This window comes from Klebsiella sp. G-Nf4 (assembly GCF_002810615.1).
GTDB classification, from domain to species: domain Bacteria; phylum Pseudomonadota; class Gammaproteobacteria; order Enterobacterales; family Enterobacteriaceae; genus Klebsiella; species Klebsiella variicola.
The window spans coordinates 174,058-198,247 of record NZ_PION01000006.1 but is presented as its reverse complement, the minus strand read 5'-3'; the positions used below and the strand labels follow the sequence as shown (position 1 = coordinate 198,247).

At 51.5% G+C, this 24,190-nt stretch carries 20 protein-coding genes, 1 tRNA gene and 1 pseudogene; 6 read left to right on the top strand and 16 right to left on the bottom strand.

Annotated elements, in window-relative coordinates:
• Positions 1-344: 344 nt before the first annotated feature.
• Entirely contained in the window at positions 345-911 is a 567-nt protein-coding gene (locus tag CWM57_RS14400; RefSeq protein ID WP_074387307.1) for a helix-turn-helix transcriptional regulator, read from the top strand.
• Here the strand turns inward: CWM57_RS14400 and CWM57_RS28220 are convergent.
• A pseudogene (locus tag CWM57_RS28220) lies at positions 909-1,016 on the bottom strand (hypothetical protein); the annotation flags it as partial. The gene CWM57_RS14400 and the pseudogene CWM57_RS28220 sit on opposite strands and share 3 nt — an antisense overlap.
• A 140-nt stretch (positions 1,017-1,156) precedes the next feature.
• Here CWM57_RS28220 and CWM57_RS14395 point away from each other — a divergent pair.
• A complete protein-coding gene (locus CWM57_RS14395) occupies positions 1,157-1,513 on the top strand; it encodes a PerC family transcriptional regulator (RefSeq protein ID WP_319823401.1) in 357 nt (118 codons plus the stop codon).
• A 579-nt stretch (positions 1,514-2,092) separates the two neighbouring features.
• On the opposite strand, the gene CWM57_RS14385 is transcribed toward CWM57_RS14395, so the two are convergent.
• The 7 genes from CWM57_RS14385 to aspA form a co-directional block, all read right to left on the bottom strand.
• Positions 2,093-2,168: transfer RNA gene (locus CWM57_RS14385), tRNA-Phe, on the bottom strand.
• Between the two features lie 115 nt (positions 2,169-2,283).
• Positions 2,284-4,371, bottom strand: coding sequence for a DUF1176 domain-containing protein (locus CWM57_RS14380; protein ID WP_074387306.1), 2,088 nt, complete (start codon positions 4,369-4,371; stop codon positions 2,284-2,286).
• Positions 4,372-4,438: 67 nt separating this feature from the next.
• Entirely contained in the window at positions 4,439-5,014 is a 576-nt protein-coding gene (locus tag CWM57_RS14375; protein WP_074387375.1) for a transcriptional regulator, read from the bottom strand.
• Positions 5,015-5,049: 35 nt separating this feature from the next.
• Positions 5,050-6,846, bottom strand: a complete 1,797-nt coding sequence (locus tag CWM57_RS14370) for a protein-disulfide reductase DsbD (protein ID WP_074387305.1) — start codon at positions 6,844-6,846, stop codon at positions 5,050-5,052.
• Positions 6,822-7,145 (bottom strand): divalent cation tolerance protein CutA, encoded by a 324-nt coding sequence (gene cutA / locus CWM57_RS14365; RefSeq protein WP_038422015.1) that lies wholly within the window; start codon positions 7,143-7,145, stop codon positions 6,822-6,824. The genes CWM57_RS14370 and cutA overlap by 25 nt, the downstream gene beginning before the upstream one ends.
• 124 nt (positions 7,146-7,269) lie before the next feature.
• A complete protein-coding gene (locus CWM57_RS14360; protein WP_008807221.1) occupies positions 7,270-8,571 on the bottom strand; it encodes an anaerobic C4-dicarboxylate transporter in 1,302 nt (433 codons plus the stop codon).
• 115 nt (positions 8,572-8,686) lie between these two features.
• Positions 8,687-10,123 (bottom strand): aspartate ammonia-lyase, encoded by a 1,437-nt coding sequence (gene aspA, locus CWM57_RS14355; RefSeq protein ID WP_002885424.1) that lies wholly within the window; start codon positions 10,121-10,123, stop codon positions 8,687-8,689.
• 337 nt (positions 10,124-10,460) lie between these two features.
• Between aspA and CWM57_RS14345 the strand changes: the two genes are divergently transcribed.
• Positions 10,461-10,937 (top strand): FxsA family protein, encoded by a 477-nt coding sequence (locus CWM57_RS14345; RefSeq protein ID WP_061156057.1) that lies wholly within the window; start codon positions 10,461-10,463, stop codon positions 10,935-10,937.
• Between the two features lie 50 nt (positions 10,938-10,987).
• Here the strand turns inward: CWM57_RS14345 and yjeH are convergent, their stop codons facing one another.
• Positions 10,988-12,238, bottom strand: a complete 1,251-nt coding sequence (gene yjeH / locus CWM57_RS14340) for an L-methionine/branched-chain amino acid transporter (RefSeq protein WP_100676131.1) — start codon at positions 12,236-12,238, stop codon at positions 10,988-10,990.
• Positions 12,239-12,470: 232 nt separating this feature from the next.
• Here yjeH and CWM57_RS14335 point away from each other — a divergent pair, with 232 nt between their 5' ends.
• From CWM57_RS14335 to CWM57_RS14325, 3 genes are all read left to right on the top strand, one after another.
• The gene (locus tag CWM57_RS14335; protein ID WP_003855929.1) at positions 12,471-12,764 is read left to right on the top strand and encodes a co-chaperone GroES; all 294 of its coding nucleotides are present in this window, start codon (positions 12,471-12,473) and stop codon (positions 12,762-12,764) included.
• A 37-nt stretch (positions 12,765-12,801) separates the two neighbouring features.
• Positions 12,802-14,448 (top strand): chaperonin GroEL, encoded by a 1,647-nt coding sequence (groL, locus tag CWM57_RS14330; RefSeq protein ID WP_074387303.1) that lies wholly within the window; start codon positions 12,802-12,804, stop codon positions 14,446-14,448.
• Positions 14,449-14,708: 260 nt separating this feature from the next.
• Positions 14,709-15,062 (top strand): DUF4156 domain-containing protein, encoded by a 354-nt coding sequence (locus tag CWM57_RS14325; protein ID WP_004152419.1) that lies wholly within the window; start codon positions 14,709-14,711, stop codon positions 15,060-15,062.
• A gap of 42 nt (positions 15,063-15,104) precedes the next feature.
• Here the strand turns inward: CWM57_RS14325 and yjeJ are convergent, their stop codons facing one another.
• The 7 genes from yjeJ to CWM57_RS14290 form a co-directional block, all read right to left on the bottom strand.
• Positions 15,105-15,971 carry a YjeJ family protein gene (gene yjeJ / locus CWM57_RS14320; protein ID WP_074387302.1) on the bottom strand — a complete coding sequence of 289 codons (867 nt, stop codon included), beginning with the start codon at positions 15,969-15,971 and terminating at the stop codon, positions 15,105-15,107.
• 25 nt (positions 15,972-15,996) lie between these two features.
• Positions 15,997-18,114: a peptidase domain-containing ABC transporter gene (locus CWM57_RS14315; RefSeq protein ID WP_074387301.1), complete on the bottom strand. Its 2,118-nt coding sequence runs from the start codon at positions 18,112-18,114 to the stop codon at positions 15,997-15,999.
• Positions 18,107-19,393: an HlyD family secretion protein gene (locus CWM57_RS14310; protein ID WP_077268437.1), complete on the bottom strand. Its 1,287-nt coding sequence runs from the start codon at positions 19,391-19,393 to the stop codon at positions 18,107-18,109. Before CWM57_RS14310 ends, CWM57_RS14315 begins: the two co-directional genes overlap by 8 nt.
• Positions 19,394-19,464: 71 nt before the next feature.
• Positions 19,465-19,854 (bottom strand): hypothetical protein, encoded by a 390-nt coding sequence (locus CWM57_RS14305; RefSeq protein ID WP_100631226.1) that lies wholly within the window; start codon positions 19,852-19,854, stop codon positions 19,465-19,467.
• Positions 19,855-19,905: 51 nt separating this feature from the next.
• Complete coding sequence (locus CWM57_RS14300) at positions 19,906-20,295, bottom strand: hypothetical protein (RefSeq protein ID WP_100631227.1); 390 nt, start codon at positions 20,293-20,295, stop codon at positions 19,906-19,908.
• A gap of 278 nt (positions 20,296-20,573) precedes the next feature.
• The gene (locus CWM57_RS14295) at positions 20,574-21,584 is read right to left on the bottom strand and encodes a fimbrial protein (protein ID WP_074387297.1); all 1,011 of its coding nucleotides are present in this window, start codon (positions 21,582-21,584) and stop codon (positions 20,574-20,576) included.
• A 26-nt stretch (positions 21,585-21,610) separates the two neighbouring features.
• A complete protein-coding gene (locus tag CWM57_RS14290) occupies positions 21,611-24,148 on the bottom strand; it encodes a fimbria/pilus outer membrane usher protein (RefSeq protein WP_074387296.1) in 2,538 nt (845 codons plus the stop codon).
• Between the last annotated feature and the right edge of the window lie 42 nt (positions 24,149-24,190).

The window sequence follows — 24,190 nt, the reverse complement described above, 5'->3', positions numbered from 1 at the left end:
TAAAAAAGAGCGGCAGATGAAATTTTGTTTCAAAAATGAACAATAAGATATATTGGCGAGTATGTGATGATTTTTTGTGGATATTTAAGATGATTTCTGACAAAAATTCTCAATAGCAGAAAAAGCATCTTTTCTGTGGGATTTTTTTATTTATAATTAATCTGTTTATTTCCCGTCAGAACGCAAGGAGGTTTTTCACAGCCAGATTTAGATGCCGCGCTAATGATAAATCACAGGTCTCGTTATTTTTACCGCCATGCGAAGCGTTTCACAGGGGAGGGAAAACGTCTGGTTGACGAGAATTTGTTGATTAAATGTTAAAGGGACGATTTGTGGCAACTTCAATGATATTGGTTACCCAGGATTACTATCTCTTTCAAGGTGTTAAGAATTTCTTTCCTGATATCATTCAGTTAGATTCTAGCGGAAAAGCGATTTTAGATAATGAGGTTGATGAGGTCTCTCTGCTGGTTGATAGCCGTTCGCCGCTTTGTCATTACGATTACCTGGTGATGGAGGCGGCACAATCCAGAAAGCGAATATGTTGTATTGTCCTCGACATGCGCCATCGGGAAGAGCATTTACTGAGTCTGAAATCGTTTTTAAACATGTCATTATCACCCGCCGATATGGCGACATTATTTGGGCTTTTTCTGGAGATGAAGAGCAAGCGGCTGACCAAAGAGTGGTTTGACGATCTGCGCTTAAGTTTGACTGAACAGTTAATGCTTCGTTTGCTTGGGGCGGGTATGACCATGGAGGAGGTGGCGGTGAATCTGAATACCTCGGTAAAAGGCCTTTACCGGAAGCGCACTGCGCTTTATGAGCGACTGGGGTTAGATAATTTCAATGAGGCTTGCTTATTTATCTTTAGAAATAAACTGCTGGAGCACGCCGGTAGCTCGCCATGAGGCTTCGCTGTACAGAGAGTGGATAACATCGCAAGGTATTGGATAACGGAAATATAATAAATTAAATAGCTATTGATAGGTACAACCGTCGATACCATCCGGTATCTATGGCGGCATTCGACATATAATTCCGGAGCTCTTTGGAAGTAATTACCGCGAATGCGGTTTGCTATGCACAGCGATTATTATAATGAATATATTCCTTGCGCTGCACTGGAATAGTTTTGTCATAAATTAACTCTACCATGGTATTCCGGCTCAGGTGTCGGAATACCATGGGATATCGTGAAAGCATCAGAGGAGCGAGGTGGATGAGAATAAGGGACAGTATTGCTGAACGGTTAGAGGCGTGTGGGCTCTACCGTCGGGCGGCATCCAGGTGGATTGAGGTGATGCAGCGCTGCCTGAACGATGATGACAGAGAGTGGATCCGTCACCATCGTAATCAGTGTCTGAAAAAGGCGCAACGTCCGCCAGCGCCGAAAGAGGAGTTTGCCGACCTCCACCAGGCGGCCAAAGAGACGCAGTATCGCATGGGTATCGCGAAGCCCTATGGCGAAGCGTTCAGGCTACCCGGCAAAGGGAAAACGGCCGCCGAGTAATCCCTTTCTTCATGGCGTTTGCCTGACGGCCTACGGGTCTCTCGCAGGTTCAAACAGCGTAGGCCCGCGCAAGCGCAGCGCCGCCGGGCGATACACATCAAACACCGTACCCGTGGTTGTGCCGGATGGCGGCATAAATGCCTTATCTGGCCTACGGGTCCCCCTGCAGGCTCAAACAGCGCAGATCCGCGCAAGCGCAGCGCCGCCGGGCGATACACATCAGACACCGTACCCGCGGTTGTGCCGGATGGCGGCATAAATGCCTTATCCGGCCTACGGGTCCCCCTGCAGGCTCAAACAGCGTAGGCCCACGCAAGCGCAGCGCCGCCGGGCAGGGGATCATAGAGTGGAGTTCGATGGAGAGTCCGGATACAGAAAAGCAAAAACCCGCCTTTTGGGCGGGTTCTTTAAATAGTGGTGCCCGGACTCGGACTAACGCCGCAGGCGTTGAACAGCGCGCTTGTCGCGCTGGCCCCGAAGGGGTGAGCCGCTGTGCGGCGAATAATCGAACAGAGTTCGATGAAGAGTCCGGATGCAGAAAAGCAAAAACCCAGCCATAGGCTGGGTTCTCTGAATAAGTGGTGCCCGGACTCGGAATCGAACCAAGGACACGGGGATTTTCAATCCCCTGCTCTACCGACTGAGCTATCCGGGCAACGGGGCGCATTAAACCGTAATCCGCCCAGCCCGTCAACCAAATTTCTTAAATTACGTATCGATTGCTTATCTTTGCGGCAATTCTGCGTTCAAAGGCGCGTTTTGGCTTAACTTCACTGCATGCCGTTATCGCCCTCGCGGGTTTTCCAGCCGCTGGTAATAGCGATAACGTGGCGCAACCCGGAGATAATATAATCGCCAATGACCTCTTCATCCTCACGCGGCGAGCTCAGCGTAATTTCCGCATCCACGCCGTGACGATAGGCGCCATGGTGGCTGAAAATAGTGCCGATATAACACTTCCCGTTCAGCCAGACCGGAATATAGGCCACTGTCTCATAGATATAGTTGACGGCGACGCCGCTGTAGTAGTTATCCGCCTCGTCGGCGGAGGTGCCCGGTGGGATGGGGCAGATCGGCGCGTCGTTGTCGCTGGCGGGTTTGTCTTTCAGCAGGCTGCCCTGCATGACCTCCAGCGAACGCAGCAGGTCCGCTTTATCGCCGTCGCTGAGGGGTGGGGTTAACGGCTGGTCTTTCTCCGGGGAGCGTATGCTGTTCAGCGTATAGCGATAGCGAACCGTCACCACGGGCGTCTGGCTCGCGGTGCTGAACGGGCGCAGCAGGTAGAGATTATCTTCGCCAAACTGGCCGTTGTACCACAGGGCATACACCTGGCCGTTGATTTTGACCCAGTGGTTCCACTGGTTAGCCCCGCGGCCATTGATGGAAAAGAGGGCGCCGGGCACCCCGGCATCGAAATCATCGCCGTTATCACTGTCGCTGCCATCGACGGCGGCAAAGTCATTATCGCCGCGCCGGAGCACCCCGGTGTAGCTGAAGAGCCCGGTGCCGCCCACGTAGCTGTCGATGATCAGATCGCGTTTGCCGTCGCCATCGAGATCGATCAGGGTAAAGCTGACTTTACCGTTTTCTGAATCTGCGCTGATCGAGGAGCGCAGAAACGCCTGCCATTCGTCATCGCTGATATCCGGGGAAGGTTTGCTGGTCGAAACCAGGGTGTCATCGGCGTAAGTGAGCGTGAAGTCGGTAATATGGCCGGTTAACGGAAACTGCTCGGCGACCTTATTCAACGCCAGTTCTGGATCGCTTTTTTGCGCTTTCAGCACTGCGTTATACAGCGTTCGCAGGGCGAGGTTATCCGCCTCTTTCTGCTGCCTGGGGATCACCTGGCTGACAAAGGTCGGCAGCATCCAGGTGCCGCCGGGGGTGATTTCCCGACACATACCGGTGCTGTACTTTAGGCTGGGGGTAAAGGTTTTACCCTCCCAGACGCGCGTTTCGCCGGTTAGGCAGTCGGCAATGCCCCGTTCTTTGCGCAAAAAGATGATAGTACCGTTGGCGTAGCTGGAGGCCTCGGTGGTCAGCAACCGTGGCTTGTTCAGCTGGGCGTTATCGACCAGCCACAGCGCATAGCCATCGTTATAGGGCGCTCGCCAGCAGAGCGCCTGCACCAGAGAATGGGTTTTATCCAGCGCGGTGAGCGTGATCTGGCGCTCTGCCGCCGGGATGGCTGGGTTCTGCCAGTCGTCACAGCGCTGGTTCAGCAGCGGCGTCAGGGAGGGCAGCAGCTTCTGGCGCTGGAGTATGCTCAGCGCCACCGGCTGCGCGTTATGGATCACCGGGGCGGCGATAATCTCCGGGGCGGGAGTGGCTGGCAAAATGGCATCGTCGCCGGCATCGCCTTTATCCAGCAGCGCGTCGGCGGTGCCGGTGCGTCGCTGAAACGCATCCATTTTACCCAGCACCTCGCGGCTGCCGGCGCTGGAAAGCGGCAGGTGCTGGCCGTTAAGGGTGAATTCGATTTTGCGCTGATTCGTCAATGCCTGTAGCAGGGCGGTAGTCTGATCGCTGTCCAGACGGAAATGGCTGTCGTCCTGGGCGTCCAGCGCGCCGAGATCCCGATCGTCGATCAGCAAGCTGGCGGTGGAGTCGGCGGGGATATCGTGCTCGATTTGCGCAAAGGTGGCCGTGGCGGCGAGGCGCTGTTCACTGCCCGCATTGCGGGTTAACAGCACGCTGACCTCGCCCATGCGGACGCCATAGCCCGCCGCCCGGCAGGTGCCGGTGTTATCGCAGGCGAGCTCCCAGTCCTTTTGCGCAAAGGAAAAACCTTGCAGGGGAGCCGCCAGCAATGACGTAGAGCAGAGGCCCAGCCAGGCAACCCAGAAGAACGCGCGCATATCAATCCCTGTCAGCAATCAGTGAGGGGGAAATTATAGGCGCGCCGTGGCGGTTAGGATATCAGAATCAGGTTAAGGCGCCGCCCATACGGCACTGAGCGAAGCGCAGAATATCTTCAGCCAGTCGCCGGGCGGTATCCACATCCGTCTGGCTACGCTTGATCAGCAGGCGGCTCAGGCAGCCCTCGACAATCAGCTCCATCTGTTTGGCGACCATTTCCGGATCATCCACCTCTAACTGCGTCAGCAGCTCGTGAGTGTAGGCCAGCGAAGCCTGCTTCTGCTGTTCCGCCAGCTGGTGAATCGGGTGCTGGGGATCGGGGTAGAAGGTGCAGGCGGCGATAAACAGACAGCCGGGGTAGCGGTGGTTGCTGACGCAGGTGGTGAGCGCCGCATAGCGTGCCAGCAGCTTTTGCTCTGCGCCTAAGGTGTCGTCGAGCAGGAGCTGACGACGCCAGGCATCCACCTGCTGGCTCAGATAGCGAAGCGCATCGTACAGCAGCGCTTCGCGATCGGGCCAGAAGCGTTTCAGGTCGCTCGTGGGACAGGACACGCGCTCAGCGACCATCTCCAGCGACGTGTTGGCGATACCTTCAATTTCAAGAATTTTAATGGCTTCTGCCAGGACGTCTTCACGTAGCACGGTGTTCTCCTCCATCTTTCCTCCTAAAGTGTCGCTCACGCTTGCCAATCGCGCAAATGGGCGCTGAATGCCGCGGCATCCATAAAGCCGGTGACTCGCCGGTCAGGCTGTTCCTGACCCTCAGCGTTGAAGAACAGGATCGTCGGCAGACCGAGCACCTGCAGGTGTTTCAGCAGCGCGACGTCTTGCGGGCTGTTCTTCGTCACATCAACCTGTAATAACACGATGCCTTTCAGTGCCTGCTGCACGTCAGGTGAACTAAAGGTGTATTTTTCAAACTCTTTGCACGCCACGCACCAGTCGGCGTAGAGATCGAGCATCACCGGCTGGCCTTTTGCCTGGACCAGCGCCTGGTCAAGCTCGGCCACCGAGCTGACGCGGGTGAAGGCCAGATGCGCCTGCTGCTCGACTGCCGGGGCGCCAAATGCCCAGTCCTGCAGGGGCCGCGCGCTGACCAGCGCGGCAGCAAGCAGGATTATTTGCACCAACCGCATCCACGGCCGGGTAGCGCCCAGCGAGGTGATAAACGCCCAGCAGAAGAAGGCGACACCGAGCATTGACCACAGACGCAATCCCCACGGGTCGCCGACAATGCGCTCCAGCAGGAAAACGGGCAGGGCAAGGATCACAAACCCGAAGGCAGTCTTCACATGGCTCATCCACGGGCCGCTCTTCGGCAGCAGACGGTTGCCAAACACGGTGACGAGGATCAATGGCAGACCCATGCCCAGCGCGTAAAGGTACAGCGTGCCGCCGCCCAGCCACAGATTACCGCTCTGGGCGATATACAACAGGATGGCGCTCAGCGGCGCGGTGGTGCAAGGGGAGCAGATCAGCCCGGCAATGGCGCCCATCGCAAAGACCCCGCCGGGCGAGCCGCCCTGACGCTTATTGCTCAGCAGCGCCAGCCGCGTCTGCAGCGACGAGGGCAGCTGGAGCGTGAACAGGCCGAACATGGAAAGCGCCAGCAGAATAAACACCGCTGACAGTCCTGCCAGGACATACGGGTGCTGCAGGGCCGCCTGGAACTGCAGACCGGCGGCGGCCACCACCAGCCCCAGCGCGGTGTAGGTTAAGGCCATCCCCTGGACGTAAATAAAGGCCAGCAACAGGGCGCGCGCGGTGGAAAGCCGCTGCTTTCCGCCCAGCACAATGCCGGAAATCAGCGGGTACATCGGCAGCACGCAGGGGGTGAAGGCGATACCAATACCAATCAGCAGCGCCCACAGCGCCGTAAAGGGCAGGCGGGCAGGGGCGTCCGCTGGTGGCGCGGTGGCTGGCGCAGACGATGTGGCGATCTCCGGGGCCGGTCGTGGCTCAACCGGCAGCGGCGGGTTGAACGCTGGACGGCTGCTCGCCGATGGTGTGGGCTCGATGGCGGTTGCTTGACCGTCGGATGAAGCCGCCAGCACGGCGCTCAGCGGGACCACCTTCGTTTCCGGTGGATAACAGAATCCAGCATCGGCGCAGCCCTGCCAGGTGACGGTGAGGGTGGCGCCTTTCTCCGCCTGCTTCACTGAGATCGGCACGGTCAGGCGCTGGCGGAAAATCTCGCTTTTGCCGTAAAACTCATCTTGATGCCACTCTCCCGCCGGGAGCGCCGGTTCGTCGATCGTCGCCCCGGCGGCGCGGAAGGTAAACTGTTGACGATAAAGATAGTAACCATCCTTGATTTGCCAGCTCAGGTTGACATCGTGCTGTTGCTGCTGAAAGTCAAAGGCGAAGGCCTGGTCAGCAGGCACGAAGTTCGAGCGCCCCGGCGCGTCGAATAACCCGGCGGTGGCTGACGTGCTGCACAGCAGCAGGATCAGCGTAATGATGCGGTAAGCCATGAGAGGTAATCGTTGTCTCCATGAATGACGGGTAGAACCAGCAGTTCAGGGGTTTGATACGGGTGGTGAGTCTTCAGGCAATCCAGCAGCGCCTGCTGATGGGCAAGGTCGGTTTTGAGCAGCATCTGAACTTCATACTCCTGCTCGAGTTTCCCTTCCCAGTAATAGAGCGAGGTGGCGCCCGGCAGCAGCGTGGCACAGGCGGCCAGCTTGTCCGCAAGGGCTTTTGCCGCCAGATCCTGGGCGGTCGCTTCATCCGGCGCGGTACAGAGCACAACAACAGCATCAGGCGTAGTCATCATGAACCTCGTATCAGCGAAAAGAGGCACTATAGCACGCAAGATGCGGGGATATTAGCGTCACGATCGGGGTAGGGGAGGGAAACGGGCAGCGGGCCCGCGCTGGGCCCGCCGCCAGCGGTATTTACAGCATAATCCCGCCAAAGATAAAGCCCAGGATTACGCACAGCGTGATAGCGATAACGCCAGGGATCAGGAAGGCGTGGTTAAAGACGTATTTGCCGATGCGCGTCGAGCCGGTGTCGTCCATCTCCACCGCCGCCAGCAGGGTCGGATAGGTTGGCAGGACGAACAGCGCCGAGACGGCGGCAAACGAGGCGATCGCCGTCAGCGGGCTGACGCCGAGCAGCAGCGCAGCGGGCATCAGCGCCTTGGTGGTGGCGGCCTGCGAGTAGAGCAGCGTGGCGGCGAAGAACAGCACCACCGCCAGCAGCCACGGGTAATTGTGCAGCAGGTCGCCGGCCACGGCCTGAATGTCGCTGATGTGCGCTTTAACGAAGGTATCGCCCAGCCAGGCGACACCGAGCACGCAGACGCAGGCGCTCATCCCGGACTTAAAGGTGCTGGCGTTGAGCACTTCGCCGGTGTCGATTTTACAGGTGATGCTAATCAGGGTGGCGATGGTCAGCATAAACACCACGATCGCTTCGTTACGCGGTAGCACCGGGTTCTTGATCAGGCCGACGGTATCGCTGATGGCCGTGGCGTAGAACATCACCGCCACGATGCCGATCAGAAACAGCAGAACGGAACGTTTGGCGTGCGGCTTCAGCTCAAACACCTGGCTGCCGCGCAGTCTGACTTCACCCTTGGCCAGCCGCTCCTGATAAATGGGGTCGTCTTTTAGTTCACAGCCGAGGAAGTTGCAAACGATAGCAGTAAGCATCACCGCCAGCAGGGTAACCGGAATACAGATGGCCAGCAGCGTCAGGTAGCTAACGCCCAGCGGCTCAAGGATCCCGGCAAAGAACACCACCGCGGCGGAGATAGGTGAGGCGGTGATCGCTATCTGAGAGGCCACGACCGCAATCGACAGCGGACGAGATGGGCGAATGCCTTGCTCTTTGGCCACTTCGGTGATCACCGGCAGCGTGGAGAAAGCGGTATGGCCGGTGCCGGCGAGTACGGTCATAAACCAGGTCACCAGCGGGGCAAGGAAGGTAATGTACTTCGGGTGGCGGCGCAGCATCCGTTCGGCGAGGCTGACCAGGTAATCCATCCCGCCTGCGACCTGCATGGCGGCGATAGCGGCGATGACCGCCATGATGATTTCAATAACGTCGAAGGGTATCGCACCCGGTTTGATTTGAAAAATAAGCGTCAGGACAAGGACGCCAAGGCCACCGGCAAAGCCGATACCAATGCCGCCGAGCCTGGCGCCGAGATAAATCGCCAGCAGGACAATAACCAGTTCTGCACCAAACATATATGCCTTCCTTGTTTTTTTAACAAGTTGATATTGGATTGTTGTATTTTAGTAAAACTAAAAAGCAAAAAGGCATGTCATCGCTGACATGCCTTTCAATGACTAACCGGAAAGATTACTGTTCGCTTTCATCGGTATAACGCTTCGCTTTATAAGCAGGATGCATCAGGTTTTGTGCGGAGAAAATGTCATCCAGCTCTGCCGCCGTTAGCAGCCCGCGCTCCAGCACCACTTCCCGCACGCTCTTGCCGGTTTCGGCGCAGATCTTGCCGACGATATCGCCATTGTGGTGGCCGATAAACGGGTTGAGGTAGGTGACGATGCCGATGGAGTTGTAGACGTAGCCTTCACATACCGCTTTATTGGCGGTGATGCCGTTAACGCATTTCTCCAGCAGGTTGTAGCAGGCGTTGGTCAGGATATGTATGGATTCGAACATCGCCTGGCCGATCACCGGCTCCATCACGTTCAGCTGCAGCTGCCCGGCTTCGGAGGCCATGGTCACCGTGGTGTCGTTGCCGATCACTTTAAAGCAGACCTGGTTGACCACCTCCGGCACTACCGGGTTAACCTTCGCCGGCATAATAGAGGAACCCGCCTGCAGCTCCGGCAGGTTGATTTCGTTGAGGCCCGCGCGTGGACCGGAAGAGAGCAGGCGCAGATCGTTACAGATCTTGGACAGTTTCACCGCCAGACGCTTGAGCGAGCTGTGGACCATAACGTACGCCCCGCAGTCCGAGGTGGCTTCAATCAGATCTTCCGCCGGGACGACCGGTAAGTTGCTCACTTCCGCCAGCTTCTGCACCGCCAGCTGTTGATAGCCGTCCGGGGTGTTGAGGCGTGTACCGATGGCGGTGGCGCCGAGGTTCACCTCCAGCAGCAGCTCCGCGGTGCGCAGAATGCTTTTGGTCTCTTCATTAAGCAGCACATTGAAGGCATGGAACTCCTGGCCGAGGGTCATCGGCACCGCGTCCTGCAGCTGGGTGCGCCCCATTTTGAGGATGTCCTGGAACTCCACGGCTTTCGCCTGGAAGCCTTCACCCAGCTGTTTAATCGCATCGATTAACTTCAGGATGGAGGCATACACCGCGATGCGGAACCCGGTCGGGTAGGCATCGTTGGTGGACTGGCATTTGTTGACGTGATCGTTTGGGTTCAGGTACTGGTATTCGCCTTTCTGATGGCCCATCAGCTCAAGGCCGATGTTCGCCAGGACTTCGTTGGTGTTCATGTTTACGGAGGTGCCGGCCCCGCCCTGGAAGACATCGACCGGGAACTGGTCCATGCATTTGCCGTTATTCAGGACTTCGTCACAGGCGGCGATAATCGCATTTGCCGCGCTTTTGGGAATGGTCTGCAGCTCCTTGTTCGCCAGCGCGGCGGCTTTCTTCACCATCACCATGCCGCGCACGAATTCTGGTATGTCGCTGATTTTGCTGTTGCTAATGTAGAAGTTTTCAATCGCTCGCAGAGTATGAACGCCGTAGTAAGCGTCCGCGGGAACTTCCCTGGTGCCCAACAGATCTTCTTCGATACGAATGTTGTTTAACATGTGAACCTTCTTTTCAAGCTGCCAATGAATTCACCAAATACACAGAATATCCAGGATTCAGTATATTTTCTGGCCGACGATTATTTCCTTAACCGGCCTGGTGCCCAAGATCATATGCTGATGATAGCGAATATCAGTAAGCTTGATCACTTATTACGTCGTGGGCGGGATAAGATTTATTAATCTGTGAAATGGGTCACCGCTTTCCCATTCCTGAGAAAAATAAGCATTTCCGCTGATTGAAAAGCCGCGCAGCATCCCCATCTTAGTGGGATGCGATCAGCAAATTGATGACTACGGGCGCTGAACTCAGCGCCCGTTGATGAAGGAGACGCCGGTGCGTTGGATTCCGTTTATTGCCTTTTTTCTTTACGTTTACATTGAGATATCGATCTTTATCCAGGTAGCGCACGTGCTGGGCGTCTTTATGACGCTGATCCTGGTGATCTTTAGCTCGGTGGTGGGGATGTCGCTGGTGCGTAACCAGGGCTTCAAAAACTTCCTGCTGATGCAGCAGAAGATGGCCGCGGGCGAGAGCCCGGCGGCGGAGATGATCAAGAGCGTTTCACTGATTATCGCCGGTCTGCTGCTGTTGCTCCCGGGGTTCTTTACCGACTTCCTCGGCCTGCTGCTGTTGCTGCCTCCAGTGCAGAAGCACCTGACGATGAAGCTGATGCCGCATCTGCGCTTCAGCCGGATGCCGGGCGGCGGCTTTAGCGCCGGAACTGGCGCTGGAGAGACCTTCGAAGGGGAATTCCAGCGCAAGGATGAACAGCGCGACCGTCTGGACCATAAGGACGATCGCCGCGATTAACTTCTGATGGCCCGGTCAGCAGATGCGACCGGGCCGCTTTCTTTCCAGGCTTACACGCTGCCTGTCGCCAGCTTGCGCCTGGGTAAAAACAGCCACAGCCCCGCCAGCATCACCAGCGCGTACAGACTCTTCCAGCCGACCATCGCCAGCAGCAGCAGACAAAGAATGCTGCCCACCACCGCCAATAGCCGATAGCGCCCGCGCAGCAAACGACATCCCGCCAGCATGCACAGCAGATAGATCATGATGAAAATGCCGTTGGCATAGACGATCAGCGCGTCCAGATTGATATCGAGCAAATAGATACACAAGGTGCTGACTACGCAGGAGCCCAGCACGGTGTTGAGGGCGTTGCGCGGGATCTGCCGCGGCGACAGCCGTGCGAGGTAGCTCTGTGGCTTATGCTGCGCCTGCGACCAGACCAGGCGGGCGAAGCTTTGAATATAGATGTTGAGGCTGGCGAAACAGGCGAGATAGCCGATGACGCAGGCCACCCACAGTGCTTCGACGCCGAACAGACGGACAACGATGTTCGGTAGTGACGCGGCCGCCGCCATCTCCTCGCCAAAGGCGTGGAAGTGCAACACCAGCACGGTACAGGCCCAGTAGACCGAGCCGGCAAGCAGCAGGCCTATCATCAGCGCGCGGGGAAAATCGCGCTCGGGATGCTTGAATTCCGAGGCCAGGTGGGCAAAAGCTTCCAGACCGACGAAGCACCAGAACATGACCGACAGCGCGGAGAAGAGCTGGCCGCGGTCGATCTCCGTCAGGGCGGGGAAGGGGATCTGCGCCGGACTTATTCCACCGCGCCACCAGACGGCGGCGATCAGCGCCACTATCAGTATGGCAACCAGCGTCTGCAGGTTGGCGCTGGAGCTGGCGCCACGCGAACCAACCCACCAGACAATGGCCAGGGTGCCCAGCTCCGCCAGCAGTAGTTGGGCGTCATGCCAGCCGAACAGCGCCTGGCCAAAGCCGGTGGCGATGTGTAGCGCGGCGGGGAGCCCGACCGGGATAACCGATAAAAACAACCAACCGGTCACGCTGGCCAGACGTGGGCCAAACGCCATATCGACAAAATGGGCCACGCCGCCCGCGCTGGGAAAATGACGGCCCAGCAGGGCAAAGACGATGGCAATCGGGAAAACAAGGAGAATGAGGAGCGGCCATGCCCACAGACTGTTATCGCCAGCGACCAGCGCCGCCAGCGCCGGAACGGCGAAGACGCCGGTGCCCAGCAATGAGGTAGAAAGCAACCCGACTCCCTGTCCCAGCCCCAACTCCTGTTTTAAACCACTCATGATTCCATCCTGCGCCAGTGAAAAAAAAGAGAGTATCACAATCGCTTTTCCTTATGACGCGTTGGCCGATAGCGCCGCTTTTTGCGCGCTAGCGCAAAGGAAAAAATTTTTTTTGATTTTGCCCTTGAAGCGGGAAATGGCCACCCCCATCTCTCTCAGCACTAGCCGGTAAACCGCGTTCGGCCCGGCGTCACCCATAACTGATAATGACTTTCTCGAAGGAGAGCTATCAATGAGTATTCGTCCGTTACATGATCGTGTGATCGTCAAACGTAAAGAAGTTGAAACCAAATCTGCAGGCGGCATCGTTCTGACCGGTTCTGCGGCAGCTAAATCAACTCGTGGCGAAATCATCGCTGTCGGTAAAGGCCGCATCCTGGAAAACGGAACTGTGCAGCCGCTGGACGTTAAAGTTGGTGACATCGTGATTTTCAACGATGGCTACGGCGTGAAGTCTGAGAAGATCGACAACGAAGAAGTGCTGATCATGTCCGAAAGCGACATCCTGGCAATTGTTGAAGCGTAATTCGCACGACCCTGAACGAATTTGAGGAATAAAAGAAATGGCAGCAAAAGACGTAAAATTCGGTAACGACGCTCGTGTAAAAATGCTGCGCGGCGTAAACGTACTGGCAGATGCAGTTAAAGTGACCCTGGGCCCGAAAGGCCGTAACGTGGTTCTGGACAAATCCTTCGGCGCGCCGACCATCACTAAAGATGGCGTTTCCGTTGCTCGTGAAATCGAACTGGAAGACAAGTTCGAAAACATGGGCGCACAGATGGTGAAAGAAGTTGCCTCTAAAGCGAACGACGCGGCAGGCGACGGTACCACCACCGCGACCGTACTGGCTCAGGCTATCATCGCAGAAGGCCTGAAAGCCGTTGCGGCGGGCATGAACCCGATGGATCTGAAACGTGGTATCGACAAAGCTGTCGTTGCCGCCGTTGAAGAACTGAAAGCGCTGTCCGTACCGTGCTCTGACTCTAAAGCCATTGCTCAGGTTGGTACCATCTCCGCTAACTCCGACGAAACCGTAGGTAAACTGATCGCTGAAGCGATGGATAAAGTTGGTAAAGAAGGCGTTATCACCGTTGAAGACGGTACCGGTCTGGAAGACGAACTGGACGTGGTTGAAGGTATGCAGTTCGACCGCGGCTACCTGTCTCCGTACTTCATCAACAAACCGGACACCGGTGCTGTTGAGCTGGAAAGCCCGTTCATCCTGCTGGCTGACAAAAAAATCTCCAACATCCGCGAAATGCTGCCGGTTCTGGAAGCCGTAGCGAAAGCTGGCAAACCGCTGGTTATCATCGCTGAAGACGTTGAAGGTGAAGCGCTGGCGACTCTGGTGGTTAACACCATGCGCGGTATCGTTAAAGTGGCTGCGGTGAAAGCACCGGGCTTCGGCGACCGTCGTAAAGCTATGCTGCAAGACATCGCGACGCTGACTGGCGGTACCGTTATCTCTGAAGAGATCGGTATGGAGCTGGAAAAAGCGACTCTGGAAGACCTGGGTCAGGCAAAACGCGTGGTTATCAACAAAGACACCACCACCATCATCGATGGCGTTGGCGAAGAATCCGCAATTCAGGGCCGCGTAGCTCAGATCCGTAAGCAGATCGAAGAAGCAACCTCCGATTACGACCGTGAAAAACTGCAGGAGCGCGTAGCTAAACTGGCTGGCGGCGTGGCAGTAATCAAAGTCGGTGCGGCTACCGAAGTTGAAATGAAAGAGAAAAAAGCACGCGTTGACGACGCCCTGCACGCGACCCGTGCTGCGGTTGAAGAAGGCGTGGTGGCTGGTGGTGGCGTAGCGCTGGTTCGCGTTGCGGCTAAACTGGCTGGCCTGACTGCTCAGAACGAAGATCAGAACGTCGGTATCAAAGTTGCGCTGCGCGCAATGGAAGCACCGCTGCGTCAGATCGTGTCCAACGCCGGTGAAGAGCCGTCTGTTGTAGCTAACAAAGTGAAAGCAGGCGACGGTAACTATGGTTACAACGCGGCAACTGAAGAATACGGCAACATGATCGACTTCGGTATCCTGGACCCAACCAAAGTGACCCGTTCTGCTCTGCAGTACGCAGCTTCCGTGGCTGGTCTGATGATCACCACCGAGTGCATGGTGACCGACCTGCCGAAAGGCGACGCGCCTGACTTAGGTGCTGCTGGCGGCATGGGCGGCATGGGCGGTATGGGCGGCATGATGTAATCGTGCGCTCTACGGCTTAAAAAAGCAGAAACCCCTGGCCAGCAATGGCTGGGGGTTTTTCTTTTGGCGCGCTTTTTAGTATAAGGCTTATACATAAAAATCATTTAAGCTGCATCAGAGCGGCAAGCACCTCCGTTTCGGGCGTGAACTGACAAGCGCGACCGGGGAGGGAATGAACGCGGCTCATGCCGACGCAGTTTGAAGGATGACAGGTTTACATCCGGGCCAGTGCGTCCAGCTCATCGATCATGGGGAATAACATGCAGGTAAAATATTTAGCAGGGATTGTCGGCGCAGCCTTACTGTTGGCAGGTTGCAGTTCCAGCAATGAATTAACCTCTGCCGGCCAGAATGTGCGTTTCGTGCAGGAGAAACCGGGCGCAGAGTGTCAGCTGTTAGGGACCGCGACGGGTAAACAGAGCAACTGGCTCTCCGGCCAGAATGGCGATGAGGGTGGTTCCATGCGCGGTGCGGCGAACGCTCTGCGTAACCAGGCAGCAGCAATGGGTGGCAACGTGATTTACGGCGTCAGCAGCCCGACGCAAAACCTGCTGTCGAGCTTTGTGCCTACCGACAGCGAAATGAACGGCCAGGTTTATAAGTGCCCGAACTGATGCGTTACGCCTCTCTCTGCGAGCGCAGAGAGAGGCGTAGTATTATTCAATCCCTAAAGATGCTTTAGTTTCCAGATAGTAATTTTGCAGGAACTTTAAGCCCTGTTCAGCCGATAACGTCTGGTAGTCTTCGGCGGAGATGTCATGCATAAAAGTCCGCTTTATCTTGTGTTTGTCGTTATATCCTCGAAATTTAGGGATAAGATGCATTATACGTAATGCAACATTTTGAATTTGCTGATCTTTGGCAGTGAGATACGTTTTTACGATACATCCACACAGCAGCTTCTCGCCATCGTCGGTATGGTAACTGAACAGAATGGCGACATGATTGGGAAATAAAGCCTTACGCCATTCATCATGAGTATAGTGTTGATAATTCATGGTTGCGCTTTCATCAAGTTCGCAGTCGTATAGCATAATAAAATCCAGAGTTCCACTGAAATGAAGTATCGCTTCTTTATCACCGGAGTTCTGTAGCGCCTGGAGTATTGCCCGCATGATAAACTCAGACTGACCATTGCTAAAGCGTAGAGTAATAATTTGCTCACTTTGTAATGCACAGATGATAGTGAATGTTTCGCTATCTTTTTTTAAAGCGATTGACATGATGCGTTTTGCAGGGTCAGGGCATTCGACATCTTCTTGTTGCATAGTTGGAATATTGCTAATAAGCTCTTGGTTTTCAGCGATCAGCACAGCTTTATATTTATCACCGTCTATTTGTAACTTCTCCATCACCGCCATTAATCTATTCTGTATGATTAATAAAAAATCACGAATGACAGTATGCTGCATAGTATAAGCTTCATCAATACCATCTCTATTGCGAACCTTGATGACAATTGCAAGCAAGTTTTCTTCATGCATGATAGTTCCGGTATTAATACCTCTAATTATATTACTCATTTTTCTCCTTCCTTGAGATTAACAATTATTTATTAATGTTCTTGCTAGAGAGATCGATGATTCTATCTGCAGAAGCAATAGTTGATGGCCTGTGTGCTACAATAATACGCGTAATGCTTAATGATGATATTGACTGGTTAATATATGATTCGTTAGCTAAATCTAAATGACTTGTGGCCTCATCCATAAATAAAATATTAGGCTTACGATAAAGTGCGCGGGCGATAAGCAGACGTTGTTTCTGTCCACCAGATATCCCCAAACCTAATTCCCCAACAAGTGTTTCGTACCCCATTGGCATCTTCATAATCTCATCATGAATGTTGCTGAGTTTGGCACAGTGCATAACAAAATCCATATCAGGGTTATCTTCAAAACTACAAATGTTATCCGCAATAGAGCCAGAAAACAGGCGATCTTCCTGCAATACACAAGCTGTACTCATACGATAGTTATTTAAACCAATTTTTGATATATCTAAACCTTCAACAACGACTTCCCCATGAGTTGGGGTCAGAAGACCACACATCACTTTCAAAAGCGTCGTTTTACCAATACCTGAGGGACCGACCAGCGCAATTGATTCGCCCGGGAGAACATTTATATTAAGATCGCTGAAGATTGGTTTCGTAAACGGATCATATTGATAGCTCAAGTTTTGAACGTTGAGGGCGACACCTCGATTCTCCTCAAATATACGGCGGGCCGGGAGTTCTTTTTCAGGCTCGGTAAAAACGATTTCAGAAAGACGTTCATTATGTAAAGAGAGCATGCGTAACTGCATACTTAAGTCCACCAGGCTTGAAGCCCGTTGTGAAAACTGGCCACGGAAGGCATTAAATGCCATGAACATCCCAAGCGTCATTTCGTTATCGATAACCATAACTGCTCCTAACCACAGGATAACAACCTGGTCTATTGATGTGATTAGGGTGTTTATCCCGCCGAATAGCATATCGAAGCGTGTTTGTTTAATACCCGCATTACAGGCTTCAATATTTATATTGAGCCAATGTTCCGAACGTCGACCTTTTAGATCGAGAGCCTTGATCGTTGATATGCCATATAATGATTCCATAAAATGCGAGCTGGAACGCGCGCCTTTTACAACCTGCTCTTCCGCCACTCGGCGATAGAACTGATAAGTCGCCAGACGCATGATGGCGTAACACAGAGTAAACCCGATCACTACCCAGACCAACCATCCGCCATACAGCGTCAGCATGATGATTAAGCCGATTGTCATAATCAGGTCTATCAAGCCAGAGATGATGCTATTAGTAAACGTTGAGCGAATCGTATCCAGTGATGAAAAACGTGATTGAATATCACCCAGGTGCCGCTTTTCAAAGAAAGAGAGTGGCAGACTCATTAAATGATCAAACAGCGTCGTTTTCCATTGGATACTGGTTAAGGTATTTAGTGTTAAAGATGTCCATGCACGCAGCATACTGATGAATGTACGAAATAGCGTGAACATGACTAAACCGATACAGATGACAGCCAAAAGGCTCTCATCGTGAGCAATAATCACATGGTCAGTCACCAGCTGGGTACCAATAGGTAATAGCAGGTTGATAGCCTCAACGACTATTGAATAAGCAAAAATTTTCAGTAAAGCATTTTTTAGCCCGCTGATATTTTTCATCAAGTCAATAAGCCGTAAACGACTTTTGGCTTTTTCCTGCTGAAAGTTATTATCGGGCCATAATTCAAGTGCAACACCGGTAAAATGATTTGACATTTCTTTCATGCCAATAACACGTTTACCCATCGCCGGATCGTGAATAATAAAACTGTTTTTTTTGCGTTTTATTAGTACTACGTAATGATTTAAATCCCAATGCAAAATACAGGGTAGTTTTAGTTGTTGAATCTCATCAAGATCGAGTGACAATGCTCGACTTTTGAGTTGCGCTTGCTCAGCTGTTTTGCTAAGGGATAGCAGTGTAGCACCTTGTGAGGCGCTACCGAAGCGATGACGGAAGTTAAATAAATCAATTTCCAGGCCATGATAGCCACATATCATCGCCAGACAGGCTATGCCACATTCTGAACCTTCAGATTGCAATATAATCGGGACCTTACGACGTAACGAAAAATTTACGCGAGAAGTTATTTTATTAAATATTTCGTTAATCATTGAGCGGCCCATTTACACTGTGAGAGATTTTATAGAAAGGAGTAAACATCCACATATAAAGCGGTCGTTCCTCAAGAAAAACTGTTGCCTCAGCTTTAAGCCCATTAGAAAGAGTTAATACTTTATCATTGTAAACAAATGAGCTGTCTTCTATAGAAACCAGCGCTTTATATAAAGTAATATCTTGCTGATTAGCTGAATTAACAACATTCGTATATTCTTGCAACTCTTGACGCGAGGCAGGAACCGTTGAAATAGTCGCCACTTTACCCGGAAACTGTCCAAATTTGTCTGAAGGGAATGCTTCATAACGTATATTTATGGTATCCCCAACCTTGATGTAGGGAATGCTATTGTTAGGTAACCAAAGCATTAGATAATACTCAACATTCCCAATGGGCTTAATTTGTGCCAGGCTGCTGCCACGATCAACCATTTGACCGCGAGTCACTGCTAATGATTCTATTTTTCCGTCGGCAGTTGCTTTAATGATAGCATTGTCGTTTGCGCTAGACTCGACACGTTGGTTTTTATAATCATTGATTTGGTTTTTTTGACTGGAAATCTGATTATCAAAATCAGCGGATTTAGTTACCATATCACTTTTAAGCTGTGTTAACTGCGTCTCAAGTTGCATCTTTTGGCTGGTAAGAGATTGATACGAACTCTGCTGCTGGAAATAAAGGTTATGCTGATAGTTATATTGATCTTTGGTAATTAATCCCTTACTTAGATAATCATCATAACTGGAAAGGTTGGTGCGCATTTTTTTCAGACCAGACTGAGTATTTGCCAGCATGCGTACAGTTTCATGTAGTGAGGACTCGACGCTAGCAAGTTGTTCAGTGAGCGCATCTACTGTTTCTTTTTTATTCTCAGTAATTTTTTGGATGATCTCTTTAGCATTACTAATTTTTTCGTCTATCACTTCCACCATAGCCAGGCTAACATTTCCACTCGTGGTATGCCTGGAGACGTCAAGTTCATACAATGGCGTCCCTTTCTTGACAACATCACCAATGTTCACAAATTGTTTAACAACAAAACCCTGCTGGGGAGCAAATACGTTGATGGAGTGTGGTAATGTGACAACTTCACCATAAACATTAATTCTCTGGGTATAATTAAAAAAAACCAGCATGAAAACCAGAACGATTAAAAATGTGCAACCTAGCAGGGTAATAAGCCAGGCAGGCATCCCTGCCAACAGGAGTGCTTTGCCTTTCCAATGATATTTTTTATATTCGATCGCTTCCTTGCGATAAATATTTTGGGCCATGTGCGTCTACTTTTTCAGTGAGGAGAGAAAAGGCCCGCAAACGGGCCTTAATAGTGTTTATTAGTTCAGACTTACCAGAACACAAGTGTGCCGTTGAAGCCCGCATACAGCACGTCTTCAGCAATCTGAGCAACGGTATCAAAACCGCCAAAGAAGCCCGCGGTCAGGCCGCCAATCAGGCCTGCAATGCCGCCGACGATGGCACCACCCAGGGCACCAAGCAGGCCGAAGCCGAGATTGCCGCCGGTATTACCACCGATAGCAGCCCCGGCCGCTATGCCGCCGAGCGTTCCACCCACGCCGCCAACGATCAGACCGGCAATAGCCTGCCATCCATTGTTGGCGATAGTGGCAAGGGTGCTTTCAACAGAGCTGAAATCCCAGTGATAGCCGGTGCCCCATCCCGGGGTGTCCGCAGCCCCGGAGACGTAATCCATTTCGATAATTGATAATTCTTTCATTGCGATTTCCTTTGCACTAAGAGTGTTGCGAAGCTTTAAGTAATGCTTTACTTACCAGAATACAAGTGTGCCGTTGAAGGCCGCATACAGTACGTCTTCGGCAATCTGAGCAACGGTATCAAAACCGCCAAAGAAGCCCGCGGTCAGGCCGCCAATCAGGCCTGCAATGCCGCCGACGATGGCACCACCCAGGGCACCAAGCAGGCCGAAGCCGAGATTGCCGCCGGTATTACCACCGATAGCAGCCCCGGCCGCTATGCCGCCGAGCGTTCCACCCACGCCGCCAGCGATCAGACCGGCAATAGCCTGCCATCCATTGTTGGCGATAGTGGCAAGGGTGCTTTCAACAGAGCTGAAATCCCAGTGATAGCCGGTGCCCCATCCCGGGGTGTCCGCAGCCCCGGAGACGTAATCCATTTCGATAATTGATAATTCTTTCATTTTTATTTCCTTTAAAATTTAAAATTGATATCTCCATTTTAGAGAGCTGGAGAAATGCTCCTTACAGCTATAGCTAATATAAATATTATTTGAACAATAATACGAATATTCGCGACTGGTAAGATCATAGCGACAACTTGTATCATGGTTCGGAAAAACCCGCATAAAACTAAAGGATGTTGTATTATCATGCAATGTGAATTAATACTTCACACTCAAAATTCATCGAAAATAAAACCCTCAGCAATAGATGAGGGTTTTATTATTAGGGTTGTATATCAATCCTGATCGATGGTAACCGTCATTCCGGTATTTGCCGTGCCTGGGCCAATGTTACCGACGGTGGTTGCAGCCTTATACCTGGCAGTCATTGGAAGCGTGAGTTCTTTGTTACTAACACTGGAACTCGTGTAGGTGTAATCCGAAGAAAATTTCAGCAAGGTGTTATTGTTATCACGCACCTCAACGCCTACGTTCTGGGCTGCATTGGCGACTGTTGAATCAACATCCATAAAACCATCAGTTGCACCAGATGTCATTCGCTCGAAGGAAATTTTCACCGGCGCATCGGTAGGGATGCCATCGGGGCAGTTAATCACCAGCTTGAAATTTTTTACAGGACCGTAGCCACCACTGTTAAAATCACTTTTGCTGATAGTCCCCATCTGTACTGTCTGGTTACGGTTTGAGTTACTTAAAGTACAACTTTTCGCCGTCCAGCCGCCGGAGGGCCCATTGGAGATATAGATTTCATAAAATTGCTTGGCACCAACCGGAGTTGCACGTGAGTTAACTTTGGCAGTAACCAGCGTACCTGTTTTAAATTTTCCTTTATTGGTAGCAGGGATTTCACCTGTTTTAATAATCTCTATCTTTACCGTACCAGTGGCATCGTTGCCGTCCCATTTTCCCAAAGCCGGACTCTGTGTATAGGGGGCATACTGTGAGCGATAAACAATATCCGTAACGCGGATACCGATACCAGTTAGTCCTGTTTCATAGACTCCCGAAACAGCAGATTCTGTACTAAAAGTAGAACCCATCGTTGACCCATACCACAGCGCCTGCGTTCCACAGTTAAAGGAGGCGGGATTATTTCGAGTATTTACAATCTGTACTTTTAATACGCTACCAACCGGTGCATTGGGGTCGATTTTGAGTGAATTAATGGTGACATTTGCTCGACCAGCACTGACAGAGCAATCTGCCGCCTGCGCCTTGCCGATAGTCAGAGACGTAGCCGCGAGCAACAGGCTTATATGCAATATATTGGTTCTAGTAACTCTCATGCTCAATATCCTTTTATCGCATCCGATTAGCGGCAAACCGCTTGAGACTGTGTTATCCCTGCGTTCTGCGAAGCAGTTTGTAATGAGAATGCAGCAGTACACATTTGAGTCGATTTTTTACCCCATTGCACTTTCAACGAGCCAGTCTCTTGAAGGCCAGTAAGGTATACCATGCCATTATCGTTAACAATGCTGCTATAATTTTCCTGGGCAGGGTCAGATACAGTGGCACCGAAAGGCAAAGGATTATTTAAAGTATCAACCAATCTAATGATTGCTCTAAATCCAACATTACCACTAAAGTTTGCTCTGGATATAGCACCACGGGTTGGAACAACTTTTTGAGCTGTAATGTCCATATCGACGTCATCAGCAAAAGTTTCGCTATCCAACATAATTTCATTATAACGATAAGGCGTCAGATACGGGACAATGGCATATCCGCGGAAGTCTGTTTTTACGCCGGTTTCATTTAATATCCGGGTATCAGCTACTCCTGGTGCTTTTACCAGAGCTGCAGTGTCGCCCAATTGTTGCCCAAGAGTTAAACCATTTTCATGAAGCACAAGACTGCCTGACGCGCCATAGTTGATACGTTGCGCATTGTGATCGTAGTCATAGCTACCAAAAACTTCACCATAAGTGCCACTATAATCCATGCCAGCACTGCCGCTAGCATATTGGTCGTTATCATAAGACTGTTGAACGTTCCAGCTTAAATTATTATCAGCCAAGGCCGTTCCATTCAACCCAACGCTGTTAGACGTTGAGCCCGGGTTCGCCGTGTTCATTGAATACGTTGCCCACGTGTTTGGTGACAAACTGCTAAATGGTAGACTTAATGTGAGTGAGAATAGCTTATCGCTATCATAGTGTCGATTCGAGTCGCCATTGATTTGTGAAGACCTGTTATATGAGTAATTCAGTGAATAATTAATCCATTTCCAGGTGTTATTATAGCCAACACTGAGAGAAGTGTTACGGCGATCTTCATTCCAGTAATCTTCAACCACACCATTGAGTGTTAAGGAGCCCAATGAACGACCCATATTCTGACTAATTGTCGCTTCTGTTCTATTACGAACACGGTCGTATGAATAACTTCCGCTATTGCGATAACTATTTAACACATCACCTAAAGTATTATAACCAGACGTTGAGTAACGATAACCAGCAATAGATAAGTTTGTTCCGATATCGGTTAAATTTTTACTATATCGTATACGCCAGGATTGACCTGATGTTTTATCCTGATTCTTTAATGTTGACCATGCTTGTGTGACATCGACGGATACTGCACCAAAGTCACCCATATTTTGTCCAATGCCGAGTGCAACAGACTGGTATTTTGAGGATGACTGAAAACCTCCAAACGTGGTAGCACCATATGGTAAACCATAGCTGGCTGTGGCTTGTGTAAATGGTGTTTCGTCAACGGCACCATCGTAGGGGCGATATTGCCCAGAGGTGATACTGTACTTCAGGCTACCTTCGCGACGCAGAACCGGCAGAGAGGCATAGGGTACAACGAATTCTTGTCTACTACCATCTGACTCTTCTACCGTGACATAGAGGTCACCGCTACCGCCAGTGGAATACATATCTGAAATTTCAAATGCACCGGGACGAACATAAGATTGATAGATCAAATATCCGTTTTGCTTAATTAAGACTTTAGCATTCGTTCTTGCGATCCCGCGAACAACAGGAGCATATCCCTGAATGCTATCGGCATCCATTTGGTCGTCGGTGGCTAACTGAGCACCTGTATAAGGAACGCTATCAAAAATATCTGCAGTTGATGAACTTTCGCCCATCGTTAAAACGCTTTTAATTGTTGGAATATTTCGTTCTACATAGGTATAGACTGTATCCCAGTCCCCTGAGCTTGAACCGCTGTCAGACTTGTTCCATGTGGTGTAGTTCCTCAAGCGCCATGGGCCCAGGTTGAGACCTGGTTGCATATTGAGATTATAGTTCTCGGTGTCGCTGATATTGGACTGGCGTGCATAGCTGTTAGAAGCGTTGAACTGATAATTCATCAGCAAAGCTGTGATGCCATCATCAAATTGATCCGGGGACACATAACCACGAATGGCCGGGCTGAGAGCCGCCTGCGGTAAACTAAACCTTAACGTTTGCGTGCTAAAAGTAAATTCATAAGACGCTTCAGGAATAACTGAAATATCTGCGCACCCTTGTGTATTATCAATTAAGTTTGCAAATGAATCAGTTCTAATACCGAATCCACGAAAATCTTTCACACCTAAACATGGCTGAAGGGCATTGCTGTTCTTACCACTAGCTGAGTTTTTAGCAATAAACTCAACATCTCTGGTATCTATAAATACATCGTTAACAATTATATCAACACGATACTTACCCGGAGACTGTGAGTTTTCATGCTCAAATGCTGAAAGATCCGGTACTTGGTCCGAACCATTCATACCGTTCAAAAATGCCGGGTTGAAAAAGTCTCGAGCAATGGCATTTGAACTCAAGCAAGTAAGACAGGCACTCATCAACGCAAGAGAATAGGTGGTGTATCTAAATTTAAAAACCATTGCATAATCCTTTATATTAGCAAATATCGCCTTATTGTTTTT